Raw genomic sequence first — 18,269 nt, 5'->3', positions numbered from 1 at the left:
CGTCATGACAATGACGATTGAAACCGTTTCCGATTTCCGCCGCGCCATGCGCTCCGGCCCGTATGCCTTTCCGGGAGGCTATCCGCTCTTTTTCGTCATGGCGGACGGGGAGGCTTTGAGCTTCAAAGCGGCCCGCGACAATCGGCGGGAGTTGCTAACGCCCTGCGAGACCGCGCCATCCGGCCGCATGACAGTTGGTTGCCGGTTGCGCTCGCCATCAATTGGGAAGAGGCGGACTTGACGTGCGCTCACACTGGCGAGCGGATCGAGTCCGCCTATGCGGAACCGGAGGAACCGGCCCTTGAATGGTCCGCCGGATGGAACATGCCCGGACCTATGCCGGAGTCGGAACCGGCCGCTTTCGCTACCTTTGACGAGGCGAAACGCTACCTAATCGAAGCAATGAAACAGGCGGAGGAAGAGGCGGGAGACGAGGAAACGGCCGAGTCCATCTGCCATGCGGCGGAGGATGCAAACCTCGAGTCCGGCCCGTTCACAACCCGGACGCTAGGCCAGTATGTCTATTGGGTGGCGCGCGTCTAAACCATCCGCTGCAACCGATTCCCCGGCATGCCCGGGCGGACAAAGAGTCGACCATGTTTGCAATCGTCCGGAAGCCCTCCCGTGCGGCACAGTATCGGGCCGCCATCGTCGCCATGCTCCCGCCCGTCACTCCCGGCGGACCCATCTCCGGCCCGCATGCCTTCACTGCAAACGCCATTGCCGACGGACTCCGGGCATGCGCCCTTTCCGGCCGTGACCGGATCGAAACCCTAACGGTCCGCGCCATGCTGCGGGATGCTGAGGCTTTCACGGGCCGCCGCTACAGGGCTGCGGATCCGTTCGATTGGCTGCGGGCGGCCGTGGACGTTGAGTCCCAGATCGCGCCCTGACCTCTCACTACGACCCCTTGCCGGGCATGATCTGGCACAATGAAGGAGTCTACGATGGAGCTTGACAGCATCAACACGGAGCAAGGGCCTTACGTGCTCCGGTCCGGCGACGGGTTCTCCCGCTGCGGGTTCGCCGTAGCGGAGCGCAAGAGGCGCGCCCCGGTGACAAAGCCGATGCGAGCCAGAACCCCTAAGCGGGCGGCTTCGGCCGCCCTCCTCTCCACGCTTTTTCCGAGTTTCCCGGACGCCAGGTTTGGGCGGAATGAGATTCGCTCCACGATGTACTTGGTCGATGTGAAGCACGGATCAGCGTCGACGGGTGCGACCCGGACGGCTGCTCTGACCTCAATTGACCCGTCGTGGCACATAGACGACCGATGTCCGCGTGACGGTCGAGATCCGCTGCTACGGATTCATCCCCCTCGCCGCGCCTAACTCCGTCTTCAACCCCGCTTGGCAGCGACGGCGGGAGATGCGAGACGACGATCGTAACGCCCTGGCTGCCAGGGCACAAAAAGGAGGACTACATGGACGAAAAGCCTAGTGACGTGACCCCGAACGATCTGCGTGCCATGCGGATCAGGATCGGCCTCGACCGGCACGAGCTTGCCCAGCTGCTGAAGCTGAATGGCCGCGCCGACATCTTTGAGCAGCTGGAGAGAGGCCGGAAGTGGACGCTCTACCAGAACCACCGCGACGTGTTGGTGAGGCTCTGCACGGCGTTCGATGAGGCTCTGGATCAGGCCCTCCGGAGCCGCACACCGGATGTGTTCGTGGTCTACCCGAACGATGGCGTCTACCGCGACTTCGAGCCGAAGCTGTCGGGCAAGCTGCCGTTCAACTCGTTGCACCGCATGCTGATCGCCCGCTGGCGTGAGGCGGTCACCGAGCACGACATCGGCCCTCCGCAGTGCGTCGAGATCATCCCGGGCAAGTATGCCGAATGGCTGGCCCAGATCGGCGCCAGCGACAGCCGCGAGGCCCGGGAGAAGTGGTGCCTGAACTACGCGCAGGTCTACAAGATCAAGCCCGGCAATCCGATTGCCGGCGCCCCGGAGACCTGAGCGATGGCACAGTTCGGGAACCGCTACATCGAAGACCCGTCGATCGCGACGTGCGCCGCACTGGAGTACGAGCGCTTGTGGAGCAGGATCTGCGCCGGTGTCCGGGAGGGCGAAGCCTTCTTCGTCGCCCGCGAGAAGATCCTGGCGCTCGAGATCCCGGTCATCTCCAAGCGCTACGGCAAGGTCGTTGGCGACCGGGTGTCGAAGGCCATCCAGCACACGCCGATGCTCGAAGCGTGGGACGCGACCAACTACGCTTACACCCAGATGGTGCTCAAGGAGAAGCTGATGGCGAAGGGCAAGCTCTCGTGGTGGGACAAGCTCTGCTACCAGTGGTCGCTGAAGGGCATTCCGGTTTGGTGACCTAGCCGATGAAGAAGCGGGCGGTCTCGTCGAGGGTCAAATCTACTGCTTCCGGAATGCGCCATAAGCAGACCTGAGCCTTTAACCGGAATCCAGACATCGCGCGGTCAACCCTTCCCGGGACGCTCGCGAGATCAGCGTCAACGAGGACGGACTTGCACGCCTGGGTTACAGCCCAGTACGTTGAAGAGCAGGCAGAGAGCCGCCGGGTGGAGGGCGGCACGACCAATGGACATATCGCCGCTTAGCTCTCGACGGAGGTGGTTATCAGAACTTGTAAAGCAACCGCGCCGTCACTTGGTTCGTGCTCAACTGCTCCTTGAAGCCGACGATCCCGATGCTGCTGACGCCAACCGGGTAGCTGTACGTGCTGCTTTGGTATTGTGCGTAGCGGTATTCAAGGCCCGCAATCCAGTTGTTGGTGATCGCAAACTCTGCTCCTGCGCCCAAGGTCCACCCACACGAGTGCTGTCGCCGGCCCCGTAGGAATATTCCGTGCCGGTAACCGTGGATTTGGGAGCGGCTAGGGCCAGGCCACCGGTCGCGTAGATTAGGACGCGGTCGAAAGCGTACCCCACCCGTCCTCTCGCAGAGCCGACCCAGTTGGTATGCGCGGTGATGAAGTCGCCCGTTTCCGCCGTGTAGCGGCCCTTCCCGGTCACAAGGAACTCACCATCGACCTCGGCACCAACCACGACGGAACCGATCTGATAGTTGTAGCCGGCGAGAAGCCCTCCCGCGAACCCATCCTTGGTCAGCGTTGGAAGCGCAATAGTTGAGCCGGCCCCGGATGTTGCCGCTCCAGCAGTCAGCTTGTTCTGGGTCTGAGCCCAGCCCGCCTGGACTCCCACGTAGAAACCGGTCCAAGTGAAAGCGGGAACGACAATCGGAGGGACTGGCGCCAACGCCCGAGACGGGAGGTCGGCGGCGGCGACAGGGCCGAGGCCGCCCAAAACGACGCCCAGCACCCCCAGAGACAATCCTGTCAGAAATCTCATCACTGAGCTCCCGTTCCTAGTTTGACGATTTCAGGGTCAATGCTGTCACTCCCCCGGCAATATTCACGCCGACTTCACCCTCGACGGATATGGGCTGCAGGGTGAAGGCTCGACCGGTTCCGCCGACCAAAACATTGGCGCCACCACCAACGACGAGTGAGGCATTCGCACCGACGCCAGCGTAGGTTCCCGCCAGAGCGCCGACCGGAAGTCCTTTCGTGACAGAGACCACTCCCCAAACCAGATGGCCTGCACCGACCTCCCCTATTGCCACTCCGAACTGGTCGATCGACCCTGTGTAGCCCTGCGGGGGCGCCCCTCCCAACTGCTTGAACACGCAGCTGAGAGACTGCTTCTCGACCACGAACAGCCCGATGCCACGAGACACGTCGCAAGACAGCGTTCCGATCTGGCCGGAATTCTGGGCTAAGACCGCGCTACTTGTAGTACAAAGAACAATCGACGCGACAATAAAGCGAGCAAACAGCATCACTAGATCCTCTCTGTGGCTCTACTGTACGCGCCCCCTCAGGTTGAGGGGGCGCAACTATCACTTCGGCACGTAATTGCACGGCTTTGGCTCGTCCGTGTTTCTCATCGAGTTCACGTCAGGCGGGCAGGTGGGAATGGCAGCGGTTTGAGGAACGTAGACACAGGGTTTGGCCTCGTCCGTGATGCCGCCGGACGCGTTTGGTTTGCAATGCGGCAAAGCCACGGTTTGAGGGACGTAGAAACAAGGCTTTGCCCTGTCCGTTATGTCTCCGCTGGTCTGCTTAAACGTACAGGTATCGGCGAGTGCGGCCGACGAAAGCACCGTCCCGGCAAGACCAACGATGAGACCTATTGTTTTGTTCGTCATGTTGTCCTCCTGTAAGCTTTCTCTCCCAAACGGGTGATGCCTTTCGCGGCCCTTTGCGTATCAAGCCCATGCCGACCGCGGATCACATGGGATCCCATCCGGAAACGTTGTCGATATTGCTCGGGCTAAGACCCGGGTTGAGTATCGGTTCTTCCATTTGCTGGGTAACATTCAACATTCCGCGGTAGTTACCGTAGGCTGTTGGTGATCCGACATAGAGACAGTTGCAGTGGCTTGGATCGGCCAGCAGGTACTTCGTTTGGCCGTGGACCGATTGCTGAACGAAAGTGTTGGCTGGCAGCTTCGCCAAAATTGCCGAGCGCGCCGGCGTATCTGCTGGGCGGGGAACAAACCCGGACTGCACCAGCATGGTGTGGCGGTCGCTCCGCATGTCGGATTGCGACTGGCACCCCTCCGCCACAGCGACCAAGAGCAGGGCTAGGAAAGGAGCAACGCGCACGGGATTTCCTTTCACGAGCATGCGTGAAAACTTACAACTAAAGCGGCGAAACAACTCTGTAGTAGAGACCGTTGTTTCCGTAGTACGGCCTGAACCACGTCGCACCACAGATGTCGTAGTTCACACCGGCGACATAGCGGTACTCGCATCCCGTGGCGGGCGGAGAAACAACCAGCATGCCGGGATAGTAGTAACCGGGGTCGGCCGCCCGGCTGATCGCTGCACCTGCAGCTAAGCCGACGGCACCAGCCGCCGCCGCGCCACCCCAGGCGCCACAAGCGTAGCAGCCGCCGCCATAGTAGTGATTGACCACCACTGGCCCGTGAAACCCGCCGGCGTAGTAGCCGCCCGCATGCCAGCCGTCACCGTGCCAGGTGCCTCCCCAGCCGCCCGCATGCCAGGCACTGCCGTGCCAGGCGCCACCACCGAAACCTCCCCGGAAGCCACCGCCCCCAAACCCGCCTCCGTGGAAACCGCCAAACCCGCCGCCTCGAAAAAAGGCCGATGCGGGTCCGGGGTCTCCCAGGGTGGACGCAAGCAGACCGACAGCACCGGCCGTGCAGATGAGGCGATGGAATCGAGGAGCGAGCGCGCTCATGGGATCACCTATCAGTTCGGGCCGCTGGAGAGCGTTTCCGGCCGCGCAAGTTCGATCCTCCGCGCACCGGAGAGTCGCGCCGACCCGAAGGAGGCATCAGTCACCGCGCCATCCATCTTCCAGTCGGAGAATTGGATGGAGTGTCTGGGCTTTTCAGGCGTGTCGGTCGACGTTGCCCAGATGAGCCGAGGCAGTTTGTCATCAGCGCCGATCCAGAGCTGAGCCTGTACGTCCCGATTGCTCACTGCCACGATGTCCGTCGTCGTGCCGCCTATGGCAGTCGACCGTCCAATGACAAAGGCTGCGTCCACGTCCCGCGTCATCTCCGCGTATGGGTCAGACACGATGAAGTCCACGAACGGAAAATTTATCCCGGCAGTTTGGTCGGCTTGGTCGATAAGAGAATCAATGTCTGCGGGGGCCTTTGACTCCGCTACTACATTCTGGTCCGGCAAGAAGACGGTCATGGTTTGCCCGTCGGCGTAGAACTCGCTCGAACGACCGTCACCGCTTGCAATGACCTTCAGCTTGCCGGGGCGTTCCAAGACAACAGAGGTCGAAGTGGCATAGAAGAGCGGTTGACCATTTCCAGCGGGGAGGTCGAACATGCCGACCGCAGTGAACGACAGCTTCTGCGCGCCAGCGAGCTTGTCCGACATCGCTTTCAGGATGGACAGGGCTTCCCGCTGAATGGCGGGCGGGTTGGAGGCCGGGCTCTGACCCTGCGCGCCCGCCACCGATGAAGCAGCAATGCTGAACACCGTAGCCACAATGCGAAGTATCTGGTGCATCGTGATCTTGCTCCTCCTCCTCAGCTGGCGCTCGGCGGGCCCTCGTGAGATGGCGGCCCATCCCTGACGACGCACCGAAATCCGATGTGGCTGGTCGACGTCTCGACGGGTTGGGCGTGGCGTGCGGCCGGCCTGTAGCGCCGGCAGTAATTGGGGGCGCAAAGATGCGAGCCACCCTTGAGAACGAGGCGTGGGATCGCGAGGTCGGGCTCGCGCGGATCGTAGCTATTCGCTTCGTCCGCTACCCGGGGATCAACCGGAATACAGCACGCCTTGGGAGCGTCGGCAGGATGGCGGAACCTCCAAAAATCGGAGGTCCACTCCCAAACATTGCCGATCATGTCATAGATGCCGAACCCGTTCGGTGGGAAAGCCTGGACCGGGGAGGTCCTGGCAAATCCATCATCTTTGGTGTTCTCGATCGGAAAATTGCCCTGCCAGGTATTGGCCATGTGCTGGCCATCCGGGGTGAACTCGTCGCCCCACGCGAACTCACAGCCCTCTCGGCCGCCGCGTGCCGCGTATTCCCATTCGGCTTCCGTAGGCACTGACCTTCCAGCCCACGCGGCGTAGCCTTCGACATCTTGATGCGCGACATGAACGACCGGATGATCATCCAGGCCTCGCAGTGAGGAGTCCGGTCCATAGGGCTTGCGCCAGCAGGCCCCACGCTGGAATTTCCACCATTGCGACATGTCGCGCAGGCTGACCGGCGATGTGGGCTGGTTGAACACCAAAGAGCCGGCGCGCAGCATGTGCGGCAGCGCCCTCGGGTAATCTTCGGGACGAGGCGCTGTTTCCGCGAGAGTTTTATAGCCTGTTTCTTCAACGAAGCTGCGGAACTGCCTGTTCGTGACCGGCGTAGCGTCGATCCAGAATGAATTCACCTTCACGCGGTGTGAAGGAGCTTCTTCAGGATAATGATGGTCCGATCCCATCCGGAAGGTTCCACCGGGAACATGGACCATTTCGTGCTTTGACAGATGTTCGCGGGAAAGCGGCGTGACGTGGCCCATCGTTACTTCTCCGGCGGGAATATGGATTTCCAATCCTGCTTCATGTCCACGATGGTCCACTTGTTCACCTGGGCTGCATCGAGCGCTCTAACCAGTCGCCCGAAATCGGTGTTGCGGTCGTACGCGTATTCGCGCTCCGCATCGGTGTGGTGGACCAGCAAGCCGAAGGCCGGCGTGCCCGCCAGCGTGGTCCACTGCAGCATTTCGAGATCACCATCGGAGTTACCGGCGGCAAATACAGGGCGACGGCCGATATGCGCGTTAATGCCGACCGGCTTGCCTGGCCCGTCATCGACGAAGTTCACGTCCGCAAGTCGGAAGAGCTCCGGAGTCCCGTCCCGGAGCTGGAACTTGGTCTTGATCGACGAGCCGACGACCCGTTCGGGAGTGACTCCGTAGATCGGCTCCGCCCACGGCCGCATGAACTCGATGCCGCCACCAGAGACAATATGGATGTCGAAGCTTTTGCTCCTGAGATACGCCATCAGCTCCAGCATCGGCTGATAGACAAGCTCGGTGTACGGACGTCTGAAGCGAGGATGGCGTGCGGTTGCCAGCCATTTTGATACGATCTGCTCAAACTCGCTGGTCGTCATCCCGGCGTGCGTGACCAGAACAATCTCGACCAGCCCTCGCTCGCCAAACTTGGCCAGCGCGTTCTCATCTTTGTCCAGAACGGCCTTGAACAGTGGATTGCTCTGCCATTCCGGGTGTGCGGGCGCCAATTCGGCGACCCGGTCGAGGGCAAATGCGAGCTGGACATACATTGGATGCTCGCACCACAGCGTGCCGTCATTGTCGAAAACGGCGATGCGGCTTGCCGGAGGAATAAAGGCTCCCGAAGACTCCGAAATCGCCGTCTCGACGAAGTTCGTGATGGCCTGCTTCGTCGGCCCCTCGTTCCACGATGCGAGGGGCTGGGCGGTTCCTGCGTCCTGGGCGCGAAGCGAGCCGGTACGGAGTGCGGCAGCCGCGCTCGACAGGGCTGCGAGGCTGGCAAGAACACTTCGGCGAGTCAATCGTGCCCTTGGTGGACGATCGGTCATTGTAGCCTCCCCGTGAGCGGCCTGCCTCAGTTACTGGACGGAGGAAGCCGCAGCCGCTCCATTGCCTGCTCGACCGAGAACGTCCCGGGTCGTTGCCGCGGTGGAAACTGTTGGAAGCTTGCGATCATCTCGCCCACGATGGCTTGGGCAGGAACGAGCAAGAAGGCGTGCTCGATGAACCAGCGTGTGTAGTCGCCGGATTCGATCTCCGCTCGCTCGAACGGATCTGACCGGATATTAAAGAGGAGCGGAAGCCTCAGCTGGATCATGGGCCGGGACCACACCTCGAGTCCGTGCGCGTCCTGGGTCAGGAACACCGCTTTCCACTGGTCATAGCGGAGGCCGGCAAGGTCGCCGTCGTCCGTCCAGTAGAAGAACTCCCTGCGCTTGCTCGGCCCCTTTCCGGACAGGAGTTCACGTTGGTCATAACTGTCGAGGTGGACCCTGAAGCTCGCGCCGGCGGCGTCGTAGCCCTCGAGCAGTTTTTGTTTGACCGAGGGCTCGCCGGCGGCCGCAACGAGAGTTGACACCCAGTCCTCGGCCGAGAAGATCTCGTTGATCTCGGCCCGCGCGGGAACCGTGCCGGGCCAGCGGATCAAGGCTGGTGCCCGGTAGCCGCCCTCCCAGTTGGTATTCTTCTCACCCCGGAACGGGGTCGTTCCACCGTCCGGCCAAGAGAAGGTCTCGGCCCCGTTATCGGTCGTGTAGACGACAATGGTGTTGTCGGCGATCTTCAGCCGGTCGAGTTCCGCAAGCAGCTGTCCGACCTGGCCATCATGCTCGACCATGCCATCCGGGTAGATCCCCAGGCCGGTCTTGCCCTCAGAAGAAGCCTTCAGGCGCGTCCAGATGTGCATGCGAGTGGGGTTGAACCAGAGGAAGAACGGCTTCTGGTCGTTCACGGACCGATCCATGAAGTCGATCGAGGCGCTAACGAGCTCGTCGTCGATCGTCTCCATCCGCTTCTTGGTCAGCGGACCGGTGTCTTCGCATTTCTGCTTTCCCCACGGGCCAAACCGAGGGTCGTCGCCGGAGGTCGCCGTTGCGGTAGCGAAACACTTCAGAACACCGCGTGGACCGAACTGCGCTTTGAAGGCAGCACCTTTCGGGTAGTCCGGGTGCTCTGGCTCGTCCTCCGCGTTCAGGTGATACAGGTTGCCGAAGAACTCGTCGAAGCCATGGACGGTGGGCAGAAACTCATTGCGGTCACCGAGGTGGTTTTTCCCGAACTGCCCGCTGTTATAGCCCTGCGGCTTCAGTAACTCGGCCAAAGTGGGGTCCTTGGCGGAAAGCCCCTCCTTCGCGCCGGGAAGTCCGACCTTGAGCAGGCCAGTCCTAAGTGGGCTCTGCCCCGTGATGAAGGCGGCGCGGCCCGCGGTACATGATTGCTGGGCGTAATAGTCCGTAAAGACCGCGCCTTCGTTGGCGATCCGGTCGATGTTGGGCGTCCGGTACCCCATCATGCCCCGGTTATAGGCACTGATGTTCCAGTACCCGATGTCGTCGCCCATGATGACAAGGATGTTCGGCTTCGGCGATTGCGCGTGTGCCTGTCCGGGGTGCACAGCGAGAGTTCCGATCGAAGACAACAGACCGATGCAAAGGCCTTTCAGCACGCCCATGGGAAGGCTCCACGATTCAGGGGATGCAGCGTTGCTCAGGGCCGCGCAAGGAGACCCGAATGGCATGTGTGATGGCGGGCGACGTCGGCCGCCCGCCTTTCTCGAGGGTGCTACTCGCCGGCGTGGCTCATTCCACGAGACTTCTTGAGCTCCTGGTAGACTTGGCTCAGGTTGTAGCTCGCGGGATCCTGCATTGGCGGGAAAGCTTGGTACGTCTCGAGTTCCTTGAGCCAAAGAGCCTGGCCAATCGGCAGGATGTTCCAGTCGTAAAGGTAGGCCGTGCTTGGCGCCGCAAGCGCACCACCCATGGCCAGCAGTGACTTATTGTCCGCGACTGTGATCTCGAAGGGATCCCGCTTCAGGTTTGTGATCTGCGTCCAATGCCATGTCTGGGGGCCGAGGAGCCCGCCCATGGCATCCGCACCGGCCATCGAGAAGTAGAGCTTCCAGTTCTTGTAGCGGACCGCCGATGGCGTAGGGCCTGCATAGTAGAAGAAGGTGTCGCGGGCGGAGTTCGACTGTCCTTCGAGGAACGCGCGCTGGTCTACCCCGTCGAGCGTGGTCTTTACAATGCCAGGATAGGAGCCCGTTTCGATCTGCTTTTTCAGGTCGTCGTTCTTCGGGCCGCCTGCGATGTCCACGAGCGTGGGGAGCCAGTCCAGCGCCGACATGATCTGGTTCTTGACGGTGCCCGGCTTGATGTGGCCTGGCCAGCGGACAACCAGGGGCGCGCGCATTCCACCTTCCCAAGTGGTAAGCTTGCCGCCCTTGAATGGCGTCACGCCGCCATCGGGGAAGGTGATGACCTCGGCTCCGTTGTCGGTCGTGAAGACAACAATGGTATTGTCAAGCTGGCCCATGTCCTCCAGCTTCTGCAGGACGACGCCGATATTGTCGTCCATCTGCTTCATGCCGACTTCGTTTATGCCCCAATCCTTGCCCCCGCGCTCGCCAAGCATCGCCTCATATTTAGGCGAGAACATCGTGGTGATATGCATGCGAGCTGGGTTGTACCAGACGAAGAACGGCTTGCTGGTCTTCTTGGGATCGTTCCGGTCGAGGAAGTCGACGACCTTCGAGGAGATCTCCTCGTCCACCGTGCGAGAACGATCGAGAGTGAGCGGGCCCTCGTCACGACAGGTCTGATTCTTGGAAGAGCCATCGGACGACCGGCACGACAGCATCGGGCGGGGGGGCGTCATACAGATGGTCGTGGCAGGATCTACAGACGGCGTCTCAGGCACGCCGGGAATCGGTACCGTCTTGCATGGCGGGATAATGGCTTGGTCTGTCGGAGAACGATTGATGTCCGGGAAGCTTACTCCCTGCATGGCATCCAGGTGGTAGAGGTAGCCCCAGAACTCCTGGAAGCCGTGCGCTGTCGGCAGGGCATCAGGGTGGTCACCCAAGTGGTTCTTGCCGAACTCCCCTGTGTTGTAGCCGAGATCGAGGAGGAACTTCGCCACCGCGGGCGTGCCGGGTCGCAGATACGAAGGGCTTCCAGGAAGCTGCGGCGGGATCATTCCCGTGCGAAGCGGGTGCATGCCCGTGAAAAACGCGTTGCGACCTGCGGTACAGCTCTGTTCCGCGTAGTAGTCGGTGAACATCGCCCCTTCCTGACCAATCCGGTCGATATTTGGGGTTTCGCCCACCAAGGGCGCCTCCAGGAAGGGCCAGCATGACTCCGCGAGCGGTAGCCATGCTGGTTGGCGGAGCCTCTCCAACGCACAACCCCCTAGGCCCGGTCCTTTCTCGGGGCGCACGACAAGGCCGTCTGCCAAGCCAGAGGGAGTATCAGCGGTTGTGCTGGGCGTACCGACGCAATTCGGGACAACGAAGGCAAAAGATGCGGGGAAAGTCATGAGGCGTTTGAAGGTTTTGGTTTCGGCAATTGGGACGTCGATTGCGGTAACTTCAGCGGCCATCGCTGCCGACCTGCAGCCTCCCGCCCCGGCTGCTCTCGCGCAGCCCGAGCTGGCAGCGGGCTGGACGTTCCGGATCACGCCGTACGCCTGGCTTACTGGCTTCAATGGCAAGCAGACCCTTCGCGGACGAACCGCGAGTGTCAACGCCAGCTTCGTGGACGTGGTCGATCAGACCATCGGAACGGGCGGCACGCTGGTTGCCCTGATGGCCGACATGGAAGCCCGCAACGGGCGGTGGGGGCTTCTGGCCAACGTGTTCTGGTCGAAGATCACGTTGGACAGGGAGCGAGGCCTCAGCCGCGAGCTAGTGCCCGGCCTCGTCACGGCCTCGCTGAGCGCTGCCGCCCAGCTCGACTACAGGATGGCCGTGGTGGAAGGCGGCGCCGCCTACGAGATCGGGCAGATGGGGCCGGTGGCGTTCGATCTCCTCGCCGGAGCCCGCTACTGGCACCAGACGGCGAGCATCGATCTCACGGCCACCGGGCGCCTCGAGGTCGCCGACCTGCTCTCCATCAGCCAGACCCGCGACTTCGCGCGTTCGGGAACGGTAGACTGGGTGGACGGCTTCGCCGGCGGAAGGGCCCGGATCGCGCTGGCTCCGGGCCAGAACATTCTCTTGCGCGGCGATATCGGCGCGGGTGGAAGCAAGCTGACCTGGCAGGCACTCGCTGCCTACAGCTATGACTTCACGACGAGAAACGGGATCACCTATTCGGGCGTTCTCGGCTACCGGGCGCTCTACGCCAATTACTCGCAGGGCGAGGACCTGACGCGCTACAAATTCGACATGCTGGTACATGGACCCGTTGTCGGCCTTACCATCCGCTTTTGAAACTGGACGCGGGTAGGCGCTCTCTTGGCCTTCAGCCCAGTAATCGATCGCGAGCCAATTCGGCCACCCAGTCCGAAGCGAGGGAGGTCTCCTCGCGCTCAGCTGGATCGGCGCGTTCAAAAGGGCTTGGGTTGCGCTCACCAGTATGCACAATTGGCGCGCGTTGACTGTGGCGGAGCCGATCATGCGGCGCATCGTCCTCGTCTTCATCGTCCTTATGGCGGGCTTCCTCCCCGCCGTCTGGGCAGCCGAACCCAACCCGATCGTCATCCTCGATACCGGGCAGGTCCGTGGATCGGTGGAAGGGGAAGTCGAGAGCTTCAGGGGCATTCCGTTCGCTGCACCGCCCGTCGGATCATTGCGTTGGCGGGCGCCGCAGCCGCCTGTGCCCTGGGCGGGAATCCGTGACGCGAGCGCGTTCGGGCCCGCCTGCACGCAGGCCGACGACGTCCTGCAGTCCGAAGACTGCCTGACGCTGAACGTTTGGCGGCCAGCTGGTGCTTCGGACAAGCCCTTGCCGGTCATGGTGTGGATCTACGGCGGCGCTCTCGTGCATGGCAGGACCGCGCTCTATCCGGGCGACGGGCTCGCACGGCAGGGCGTCGTTGTGGTCAGCATGAACTACCGCATGGGCCGGCTCGGCTTCTTCGCCCACCCCGCCATGTCTGCGGAAGCCCCTGACGAGCCGACGGGAAACTTTGGCTATCTTGATCAGGTCGCCGCGCTGAAGTGGGTGCAGCGGAACATCGCGCCATTTGGCGGCGATCCCGGCAACGTCACGCTCTTCGGCGAGAGCGCCGGAGGCGGATCGGTGCTGACCCACCTGGTCTCGCCGCTCTCGCGCGGGCTCTTCGCCAAGGCCATCCTGCAGTCTCCTGGCATTCCATCCGCTCGGGAGCGGAGTCTACCCGTGACGCCACTGGAGCAGGCGCACGCCATCGCCATCGATTACGCGCGTTCGCGCGGAATTTCTAATGACGGGCCGGCTGGGCTCGCGGCGCTGCGCGCGCTACCGGCGGAGAGCCTCGTCAAGGACACCTCGGCCAAATCGGAGCTTCAGGCACTGGCGGCGGGCGGCCACCTGAAGGGCGTTGCCGGGCCTATCCTGGACGGCAAGCTCCTGACCGACGCGCCCGAGACGACGCTGAGGGCTGGCCGGCAGGTGCCGGTCCCGGTCATCGTGGGCGCGAACGACCGCGATCTCGGCCTCGGCGTTGCGTCGAGCAAGGGCGAGGTGTTCGACACGTTCGGCGAACTCGCGGACGAGGCGCGTGCTGTCTACGATCCCGATGGCGCGCTGAGCCTCGATGAGCTGAAGCAGCGGGTCTTCGCCGACCGCACGCTCATTGAGCCGGCCCGGCACCTCGCCGACCTCGTCGCAAGGTCGGGCCAGCCGGCGTGGCTCTATCGCTTCTCCTACGTAGCCGAGAGCCAGCGCAAGGCGCTCAAAGGCACGCTGCACGGCTTCGAGATCCCCTACACGATGAACATTCCGGCCGGCATCGTCGGGCCGGACAAGGTGACCGACGCCGACCGTCGCATGGCGGAGCTGGCGAGCGCCTACTGGACGTCCTTTGCCAAGACCGGGGAGCTCAATGGTGGCGACCGACCTAACTGGCCTCGCCATGACCCTGCCGTCGACCGGATCATCAATTTCACGAATAGGGGCGTGACCGTTGGGCCAGATCCCTATCGGGCCGGCCTCGATCTGACCGCCAGGGCAGCCGACGGCCCACCGCCTTCGCCGCGAACGGTGACGCTCGACACTTTCGTCCGCGCCGAGACGGACCGCTACTTCGCAGAGACTGCCGCAAGGGCCTTCGGCCGCTTCGATCATCGCCGGGCCATGGCGCCGATCGAAACGCAGGACGTCGTGCGCATGAACCGCGACACGCTCTACTCCTCTGGCGTGTTTGACCTCGCGGCGGGGCCGCTCACCGTGACGCTGCCCGACCCCGGCAAGCGCTTCATGTCGATGCTGGCGCTCTCTCAGGACCACTACGCGACGGAGGTCGTCTACGGGCCGGGCCGCTTCACCTTCACGCCGGAGTCCGTCGGCACGCGTTACGTCTACCTGATCGTTCGGACGCTCGCCGACCCCGGCAGTCCCGAGGACCTGAGATTGGCGAACGCGCTGCAGGACGAGATCAAGGTCGAGCAAGCCAGCGCAGGACGGTTCGAGATCCCCCGCTGGGATCGCGAATCGCTCGACAAAGTCCGCGGCGCCATCACTGGGCTTGCGCCATACCGGGGCGAGAGTTCAGGACCGATGTTCGGCCGCAAGGGCGAGGTGGATCCGGTCAACCACCTGATCGGCACCGCCGTTGGCTGGGGCGGCAACCCGCCCGGCGCCGCCGTCTACCGCGGCGTGTACCCGGCGCAGAACGATGGCGAGACTATCTTTGAACTGCGCGTGCAGGACGTTCCGGTGGACGGGTTCTGGTCGATCAGCGTCTATGACGAGAAGGGCTTCTTTGCGAAGAACCCCCTCAACGCCTACTCGGTCAACAACCTGACCGCCAAGCGGGATGCCGACGGGTCCATCACCATTCGCTTCGGCGGATGCACCCCATCGATCCCCAACTGCCTTCCGATCACCAGGGGGTGGAACTACACCGTGCGCCTCTATAGGCCAGGACCGGAGGTCCTGGACGGCAGTTGGTCCTTCCCCGAGGCGAAGCGGATCAACTGACGCAGGATGGGACGCAGCATGGCAAAGCCGCTGAACTCCGAGAGCGGTCACTGCAGCGATGCCGCTCTTCGTTTCTGGGCCGCCGTCCAGGCCGCGCCAAAGCAGATCGACCTTCCCTTGCCCGCACGCAGGATGGCCGGTGAACATGCCGAAGACGCCACAGCCGAACCGGCCGGTGTAAGGTACGACCCAGTTGCCGACAGCAAGAGCTTTTTCGCCGTTCCAGCTGGCACGGAGCCGGACAAGACGATGCTCTACCTGTTCGGGGGTGGCTACGTCCTCGGATCCCCGGCCTCTCGCCGCAAAACAGCGGGTCACCTTGCGCTGGCCTGCAACGCGGCGGTCCTTGTCGCCGACTACCGGCTTGCGCCTGAGCATCCGTATCCTGCCGCCCTCAACGATGGTTTTGCCGCGTATCTCGGCCTTCTTGCCAACGGCGCTGATCCCAGCCGGACAATCATTGCGGGAGACTCTGCGGGCGGTGGTCTCGCCGTCGCTCTTGGTCTAGCTCTGCGGGATCGTTCCCATCCGCCGCCGGCGGGCATCGTGGCCGTTTCGCCCTGGGCCGACCTGACCTGCTCGGGAGCCAGCATGACGGACAACGCCGGCCGCGACATTGAGTGCAGCCGTGAGGGCCTACTTCAGATGGCCGGTTGGTACCTCAATGGCGCGGGTCCGGCACAGCCGCTCGCGTCACCGGTTTTTGGCTCGTTCGCAGACATGCCGCCTCTGCTGTGCCTCGTCGGCAGTGATGAGGTGCTCCTCGACGACAGTCTCCGGCTTGCCCGCGCGATGGCCGTAGCTGGACGAAGCGCGACCGTCAGGGTCACGGCCGGCATGCAACATGTCTTTCCGATCTGGGCCGGAGCCTTCCCCGAAGCTAACCGGGCCATTGAGAATGTCGGGGCGTGGGTCGACGACCAAATTGGCGCTGGGTAGATTTGTTCTCGCAAAGCGCTGCGGGTGGACGCAGAAGGTCCGTAGGGCAACATCTGCCACGTCGCGATGCCCTAGAGCAGACATTGCATTGGTCTGCTTTGGGTCAGATGCAGCGGCGGGCGCTTACGCCCGCCGGCTATCGCCGTCAGATGTCTTCCTGCTCCGACATCTGAAGCGCATCATCGATCTCGATCCCGAGATAACGGACGGTGCTCTCAAGTTTCGTATGTCCGAGCAGGAGCTGGCAGGCGCGCAGATTACCGGTGCGCTTGTAGATCAGGGACAACTTCGTTCGCCTGAGGCTGTGGGTGCCGTAAGCTGCGGGATCCAGCCCGATCAAAGTCATCCAGCGATCGACCAGGCGAGCGTACTGCCGTGTGGTGACGTGCTCTCCTGCCCTGCTTCTGCTCGGCCACAGCCACTCCCCCGATCCGGTCTGGCGAATGGTAAGCCAAGTCGCAATCGCTGACCGCGCTGAGCTCGTCAACTCGAAAGGAACGGGGCGGCCTGCCTTCTGCTGGACGACCGTCGATCTGCCTCTCACCGACCCGCCTGCGGCCACGTCGGCAACGCGCAGTCGAACGAGATCGCAGCCCCGCAGCTTGCTGTAGATGGCGACGTTGAACAGGGCGAGGTCACGAAAGCGCCCTTCCATTTGGAGCCGTGTCCGCAAGGCCCAGATGTGCTGAGGTTTGAGCGGCGGCTTCGCCCCGACAAGGCGACCCGCGTTCGAGGGCCGATGGGACGTTGTCCTGTCAATTCGGACCGACATGGCGAACTCCTACTGGGAGCGCCGCATCCAATCTCAACCTGCAGCACTGCGTTTCGCTTGCCGAGCGCGCCCATTTTGGCGCCCGGCAAACACCCCCTTGCCGGCGCCTTCGCTGAGCGAGCCTGGACTGCCGTGTGTAACCGGAAGTTGATCTTCGCTGACTGGGGCAAAGCTCCAGCACTAGCTTCGGCCGTTCAGGAGGAGATCAGCCATGCGACGGCTCACGAAAGAGGAACTCTCGAAGTTTCGCCTCGACTTCGAACAGGGGATGCCGACCGCAGCTATCGCGAAGAAGTACGGCGTCGAGTACGCAATCCTGCATCGGTGGAAGCGGAAAGGTTCCTGGAAACCATGGGTCCGCCCTCCCCACCGCAAGTTGGCAGCCGAGGCGAAGGGGCTCCTCGCAGGAGTCACTCTGCCGATCCGCCGTTTGGCAAGAGCTTAAATCCGCCCGCCCAGGCTAGTTGCTGGTCGGGTCGATGGGCATGCTCTGGATTGCCGGCCAAGCGCAGATGTGCGGGTTTCTGCCGAAGGCGCTTTCCGTGATCAGCAGGATTTGACGCGACTTGGCCGCCGGGCCTGTCGAGAGCAGGTCGAGAGTCGTTAAAATTGCAGACTTTTCTCCCGCACCGACCGTTCGCGATGGGGTGGCAAGCCGGGTGCTCTACGAGTTGCGGGCCGGATGAACCGGTTCGTGTCGGCTTGAAATTCCATGCCGCGCTCAGACGTCCGGAAGGAGACTGGTCATGTCGGCGAAAGACGCCGTGAAGGCGGGCTTGGCCCGCTATTTCGATTTCAGGAGTCGGGCGGGCCGGTCCGAATTCTGGTGGTTCTTTTTATTCTGCACCCTGGCGCCGCTGGCCGCCAGCCTCGCCGACTTCGTACTTTTCAGGCTCACCGGAAGCCAGCACTTCAATCCCGTATCCGTGTCTGATTGGGGCTGGACGCCGGACACCGGCCAGATCACGGCTTATAACCTCGGGGTGGGGCTATTGGCATCGCTGACCTGGTGGGCGCTCGTCATTCCCTGGCTCGCTATTGGAGCCCGGCGGTTACACGACATCGGCAGGTCCGGCTGGTGGCAGTTGCTCTGGCTCGTCCCGCTGGTCGGGCAGTTCCTGCTGCTCGTCTGGCACTGTCGCCGGGGCGAGCCCGAACCAAATCGCTTCGGAGCGCCGCCTGTCACTGAATGAAATAGCGGCCTTGATGTTACGGTCAAGTTTGAACTTTTGCGCTTGGCGGGCTGCAATTATGCTGTCTAACGCTGCTCGTCGGCCGGTCGTGGACGAGCTCGGTCCGGTCGACGCCGCTGCCGAGGCCAGGCTTGTCCCTTATAAGCTGGCGGGTCTTCGTCCAGACAAATGGGGGCGGCTCGATCAAAACAAGCCGCCCGGCGAGG

19 protein-coding genes and 2 pseudogenes are annotated in these 18,269 nt (G+C 62.8%); 9 read left to right on the top strand and 12 right to left on the bottom strand.

The window, feature by feature from the left end:
• Positions 1 to 4: 4 nt before the first annotated feature.
• From AC5JCN_RS05960 to AC5JCN_RS05945, 4 genes are all read left to right on the top strand, one after another.
• Entirely contained in the window at positions 5 to 241 is a 237-nt protein-coding gene (locus AC5JCN_RS05960; protein ID WP_495754114.1) for a hypothetical protein, read from the top strand.
• A gap of 355 nt (positions 242 to 596) precedes the next feature.
• A complete protein-coding gene (locus AC5JCN_RS05955) occupies positions 597 to 893 on the top strand; it encodes a hypothetical protein (RefSeq protein WP_495754113.1) in 297 nt (98 codons plus the stop codon).
• A gap of 527 nt (positions 894 to 1,420) precedes the next feature.
• Entirely contained in the window at positions 1,421 to 1,957 is a 537-nt protein-coding gene (locus tag AC5JCN_RS05950) for a helix-turn-helix domain-containing protein (RefSeq protein ID WP_495754112.1), read from the top strand.
• Between the two features lie 3 nt (positions 1,958 to 1,960).
• On the top strand, positions 1,961 to 2,320 hold the full coding sequence (locus tag AC5JCN_RS05945) for a hypothetical protein (RefSeq protein WP_495754111.1): 360 nt from the start codon (positions 1,961 to 1,963) through the stop codon (positions 2,318 to 2,320).
• A 267-nt stretch (positions 2,321 to 2,587) separates the two neighbouring features.
• Here the strand turns inward: AC5JCN_RS05945 and AC5JCN_RS05940 are convergent, their stop codons facing one another.
• The 11 genes and pseudogenes from AC5JCN_RS05940 to AC5JCN_RS05890 form a co-directional block, all read right to left on the bottom strand.
• Positions 2,588 to 2,770 (bottom strand): outer membrane protein, encoded by a 183-nt coding sequence (locus AC5JCN_RS05940; RefSeq protein ID WP_495754110.1) that lies wholly within the window; start codon positions 2,768 to 2,770, stop codon positions 2,588 to 2,590.
• A 44-nt stretch (positions 2,771 to 2,814) separates the two neighbouring features.
• A pseudogene (locus AC5JCN_RS05935) lies at positions 2,815 to 3,318 on the bottom strand (outer membrane protein); the annotation flags it as partial.
• A 16-nt stretch (positions 3,319 to 3,334) separates the two neighbouring features.
• Positions 3,335 to 3,808 (bottom strand): DUF992 domain-containing protein, encoded by a 474-nt coding sequence (locus AC5JCN_RS05930; RefSeq protein ID WP_495754109.1) that lies wholly within the window; start codon positions 3,806 to 3,808, stop codon positions 3,335 to 3,337.
• 60 nt (positions 3,809 to 3,868) lie between these two features.
• Positions 3,869 to 4,177, bottom strand: a complete 309-nt coding sequence (locus tag AC5JCN_RS05925) for a hypothetical protein (RefSeq protein ID WP_495754108.1) — start codon at positions 4,175 to 4,177, stop codon at positions 3,869 to 3,871.
• Positions 4,178 to 4,259: 82 nt separating this feature from the next.
• Positions 4,260 to 4,547, bottom strand: coding sequence for a hypothetical protein (locus tag AC5JCN_RS05920; protein ID WP_495754107.1), 288 nt, complete (start codon positions 4,545 to 4,547; stop codon positions 4,260 to 4,262).
• Between the two features lie 127 nt (positions 4,548 to 4,674).
• Positions 4,675 to 5,235 carry a hypothetical protein gene (locus tag AC5JCN_RS05915; protein WP_495754106.1) on the bottom strand — a complete coding sequence of 187 codons (561 nt, stop codon included), beginning with the start codon at positions 5,233 to 5,235 and terminating at the stop codon, positions 4,675 to 4,677.
• Between the two features lie 11 nt (positions 5,236 to 5,246).
• Positions 5,247 to 6,026 (bottom strand): DUF2092 domain-containing protein, encoded by a 780-nt coding sequence (locus tag AC5JCN_RS05910; protein ID WP_495754105.1) that lies wholly within the window; start codon positions 6,024 to 6,026, stop codon positions 5,247 to 5,249.
• A gap of 20 nt (positions 6,027 to 6,046) precedes the next feature.
• Complete coding sequence (locus AC5JCN_RS05905; protein ID WP_495754104.1) at positions 6,047 to 7,042, bottom strand: formylglycine-generating enzyme family protein; 996 nt, start codon at positions 7,040 to 7,042, stop codon at positions 6,047 to 6,049.
• Positions 7,043 to 7,044: 2 nt separating this feature from the next.
• Complete coding sequence (locus AC5JCN_RS05900) at positions 7,045 to 8,088, bottom strand: HAD family hydrolase (RefSeq protein ID WP_495754103.1); 1,044 nt, start codon at positions 8,086 to 8,088, stop codon at positions 7,045 to 7,047.
• A gap of 26 nt (positions 8,089 to 8,114) precedes the next feature.
• Positions 8,115 to 9,710 carry an arylsulfatase gene (locus tag AC5JCN_RS05895; protein WP_495754102.1) on the bottom strand — a complete coding sequence of 532 codons (1,596 nt, stop codon included), beginning with the start codon at positions 9,708 to 9,710 and terminating at the stop codon, positions 8,115 to 8,117.
• Positions 9,711 to 9,820: 110 nt separating this feature from the next.
• Complete coding sequence (locus AC5JCN_RS05890; protein ID WP_495754101.1) at positions 9,821 to 11,365, bottom strand: arylsulfatase; 1,545 nt, start codon at positions 11,363 to 11,365, stop codon at positions 9,821 to 9,823.
• Between the two features lie 205 nt (positions 11,366 to 11,570).
• On the opposite strand from AC5JCN_RS05890, the gene AC5JCN_RS05885 reads away from it, so the two are divergent.
• The 4 genes and pseudogenes from AC5JCN_RS05885 to AC5JCN_RS05870 all read left to right on the top strand — a co-directional run bounded on the left by AC5JCN_RS05885 (position 11,571) and on the right by AC5JCN_RS05870 (position 16,098).
• On the top strand, positions 11,571 to 12,467 hold the full coding sequence (locus AC5JCN_RS05885) for a hypothetical protein (RefSeq protein WP_495754100.1): 897 nt from the start codon (positions 11,571 to 11,573) through the stop codon (positions 12,465 to 12,467).
• Between the two features lie 184 nt (positions 12,468 to 12,651).
• Positions 12,652 to 14,178 (top strand): annotated as a pseudogene (locus AC5JCN_RS05880) (carboxylesterase/lipase family protein); the annotation flags it as partial.
• A 42-nt stretch (positions 14,179 to 14,220) separates the two neighbouring features.
• Positions 14,221 to 15,159: a DUF1214 domain-containing protein gene (locus AC5JCN_RS05875; protein WP_495754179.1), complete on the top strand. Its 939-nt coding sequence runs from the start codon at positions 14,221 to 14,223 to the stop codon at positions 15,157 to 15,159.
• Positions 15,160 to 15,177: 18 nt separating this feature from the next.
• Positions 15,178 to 16,098, top strand: coding sequence for an alpha/beta hydrolase (locus tag AC5JCN_RS05870; RefSeq protein WP_495754099.1), 921 nt, complete (start codon positions 15,178 to 15,180; stop codon positions 16,096 to 16,098).
• Between the two features lie 145 nt (positions 16,099 to 16,243).
• Here the strand turns inward: AC5JCN_RS05870 and AC5JCN_RS05865 are convergent, their stop codons facing one another.
• Positions 16,244 to 16,870 carry a tyrosine-type recombinase/integrase gene (locus AC5JCN_RS05865; RefSeq protein ID WP_495754098.1) on the bottom strand — a complete coding sequence of 209 codons (627 nt, stop codon included), beginning with the start codon at positions 16,868 to 16,870 and terminating at the stop codon, positions 16,244 to 16,246.
• 746 nt (positions 16,871 to 17,616) lie between these two features.
• Here AC5JCN_RS05865 and AC5JCN_RS05860 point away from each other — a divergent pair.
• Positions 17,617 to 18,063 carry a DUF805 domain-containing protein gene (locus AC5JCN_RS05860; protein WP_495754097.1) on the top strand — a complete coding sequence of 149 codons (447 nt, stop codon included), beginning with the start codon at positions 17,617 to 17,619 and terminating at the stop codon, positions 18,061 to 18,063.
• The last annotated feature ends 206 nt before the right edge of the window (positions 18,064 to 18,269 follow it).

It is taken from the genome of Alsobacter sp. (assembly GCF_059501845.1).
Note: the sequence above shows the minus strand (reverse complement) of the source record. Positions and strands in the feature narration are given on the sequence as shown.

Excerpts from the sequence above, each read along its gene's own strand:
- AC5JCN_RS05960 (WP_495754114.1), top strand. The coding sequence starts at position 5 with ATGACAATGACGATTGAAACCGTTTCCGATTTCCGCCGCGCCATGCGC.
- AC5JCN_RS05955 (WP_495754113.1), top strand. The coding sequence starts at position 597 with ATGTTTGCAATCGTCCGGAAGCCCTCCCGTGCGGCACAGTATCGGGCC.
- AC5JCN_RS05950 (WP_495754112.1), top strand. The coding sequence starts at position 1,421 with ATGGACGAAAAGCCTAGTGACGTGACCCCGAACGATCTGCGTGCCATG.
- AC5JCN_RS05945 (WP_495754111.1), top strand. The coding sequence starts at position 1,961 with ATGGCACAGTTCGGGAACCGCTACATCGAAGACCCGTCGATCGCGACG.
- AC5JCN_RS05930 (WP_495754109.1), bottom strand. The coding sequence starts at position 3,808 with ATGCTGTTTGCTCGCTTTATTGTCGCGTCGATTGTTCTTTGTACTACA.
- AC5JCN_RS05925 (WP_495754108.1), bottom strand. The coding sequence starts at position 4,177 with ATGACGAACAAAACAATAGGTCTCATCGTTGGTCTTGCCGGGACGGTG.
- AC5JCN_RS05920 (WP_495754107.1), bottom strand. The coding sequence starts at position 4,547 with ATGCTGGTGCAGTCCGGGTTTGTTCCCCGCCCAGCAGATACGCCGGCG.
- AC5JCN_RS05915 (WP_495754106.1), bottom strand. The coding sequence starts at position 5,235 with ATGAGCGCGCTCGCTCCTCGATTCCATCGCCTCATCTGCACGGCCGGT.
- AC5JCN_RS05910 (WP_495754105.1), bottom strand. The coding sequence starts at position 6,026 with ATGCACCAGATACTTCGCATTGTGGCTACGGTGTTCAGCATTGCTGCT.
- AC5JCN_RS05905 (WP_495754104.1), bottom strand. The coding sequence starts at position 7,042 with ATGGGCCACGTCACGCCGCTTTCCCGCGAACATCTGTCAAAGCACGAA.
- AC5JCN_RS05900 (WP_495754103.1), bottom strand. The coding sequence starts at position 8,088 with ATGACCGATCGTCCACCAAGGGCACGATTGACTCGCCGAAGTGTTCTT.
- AC5JCN_RS05895 (WP_495754102.1), bottom strand. The coding sequence starts at position 9,710 with ATGGGCGTGCTGAAAGGCCTTTGCATCGGTCTGTTGTCTTCGATCGGA.
- AC5JCN_RS05885 (WP_495754100.1), top strand. The coding sequence starts at position 11,571 with ATGAGGCGTTTGAAGGTTTTGGTTTCGGCAATTGGGACGTCGATTGCG.
- AC5JCN_RS05870 (WP_495754099.1), top strand. The coding sequence starts at position 15,178 with ATGGCAAAGCCGCTGAACTCCGAGAGCGGTCACTGCAGCGATGCCGCT.
- AC5JCN_RS05865 (WP_495754098.1), bottom strand. The coding sequence starts at position 16,870 with ATGTCGGTCCGAATTGACAGGACAACGTCCCATCGGCCCTCGAACGCG.
- AC5JCN_RS05860 (WP_495754097.1), top strand. The coding sequence starts at position 17,617 with ATGTCGGCGAAAGACGCCGTGAAGGCGGGCTTGGCCCGCTATTTCGAT.